At 55.6% G+C, this 1,354-nt stretch carries 1 protein-coding gene; it reads right to left on the bottom strand.

Annotation, left to right across the window (positions count from 1 at the left end; all coding sequences use genetic code 11):
• Nucleotides 1-37: 37 nt before the first annotated feature.
• Nucleotides 38-1,288, bottom strand: a complete 1,251-nt coding sequence (locus H4J77_RS19460; protein ID WP_182250110.1) for an IS256 family transposase — start codon at nucleotides 1,286-1,288, stop codon at nucleotides 38-40.
• Nucleotides 1,289-1,354 lie beyond the last annotated feature (66 nt).

The following is a 1,354-nucleotide window of genomic DNA, read 5'->3' as shown; positions in this document are numbered from 1 at the left end:
GGGGGTGTACTGAATTTTGTGTAACCAGTAGGGTTGATTACAGGGGCATCATGCGGTCGTCGAACTGAATCGTAAAGCGATTTAGTGCTGCTTTCCAATCCCGGATCGGCATGGTCCACTTCTTACTGATGTTGTTGAGTGCCAGGTAGAACAGTTTGCTCGCCGCCTCATCGGTCGGGAAGGAACTGCGATTCTTGATGATTTTTCGCAGGCTCATGTTGATGGACTCAATAGCGTTGGTGGTGTAAATCACCTTGCGGATTTCAGCAGGATAGTCGAAAAACGGAATCACCCTCGACCAGTTGCGCCGCCAACTCTGTCCGATCGAGGCATAGTCCTGGCCCCACTTTTTCTCGAACGCCGACAATTCCAGTTCGGCTTTTTCCGCCGTCGTGGCGGTGTAAATCAGCTTCAGATCAGCCGCAATTATTTTACGCATTTTCCAGGAAACGAAATTCAGCGAATTGCGTACCATGTGCACGATACAGAGCTGAACCGTGGTTTTGGGGAAGACGGTTTCGATAGCCTCGGGGAAGCCCTTCAGACCGTCGACACAGGCAATGAAAATGTCCTGAACACCGCGATTCTTAAGTTCGGTCACGACCTGCAGCCAGAATTTAGCACCCTCGGTCTGCGCGATCCACAGCCCCAGAACCTCCTTGTGGCCCTCGATGTTCACGCCGATCGCCAGGTAGACCGCCTTGGTCCGCACCGCGCCGCTGTCGCGCACCTTGATGTGAATGCAGTCGAGATACAGGATAGGGTACAGAAGGTCGAGGGGCCGACCCTGCCATGCCTTCACCTCGTCGCTCACAGCGTCGGTGACGGAAGAGATGAGGGTGGGCGACACCGCAGCGCCATACATCTCCTCCAGGTGCCCCTGGATCTCGCGAACGGTCAGGCCACGGGCGTAAAGCGAGATGATCTTGTCGTCAAAACCGGTCCAGCGGGTTTGATGCTTGGCCACCAACTGCGGCTCGAACAGCGCTTGGCGGTCACGGGGGATGTCCAGCGACAGCTCGCCGAAGTCGCCCTTCAGCGTCTTGGCGCTGTGGCCGTTGCGGGCATTGCCGGTGGTATTGGTGATCGCGTCGCCCTTGCCGTGGCCTAAATGATTGGCCATTTCAGCGTCCAGGGCGCGTTCGACCAACATTTTAGTTAGCTGCTTGAGTAAGCCATTTTCCCCGATCAAATCCTCGGGTTTCTGGTAGTTGGCCAGCAGGCTGTCGGCGAGCTGGAGCAGTTCGGGGTTGGGTTTACTGCGTTTCGTGCGTTTGTTGATGGTCATAGTGACTCCAGGAGGAGAGGCAGTATCCTGCCGTTTCACCGGTTACACAATTTTTAGGACACCCTC

The sequence above is a fragment of the Pseudomonas sp. 5Ae-yellow genome (genome assembly GCF_014077575.1).
Classification (GTDB): Bacteria; Pseudomonadota; Gammaproteobacteria; order Pseudomonadales; family Pseudomonadaceae; genus Halopseudomonas; species Halopseudomonas neustonica.
The sequence above is the reverse complement of the archived record's forward strand: the minus strand, read 5'-3'. Positions and strand labels throughout refer to the sequence as shown.

Bases quoted from the DNA above. Each gene is read 5' to 3' on its own strand.
- H4J77_RS19460 (WP_182250110.1), bottom strand. From the start codon at position 1,288: ATGACCATCAACAAACGCACGAAACGCAGTAAACCCAACCCCGAACTG.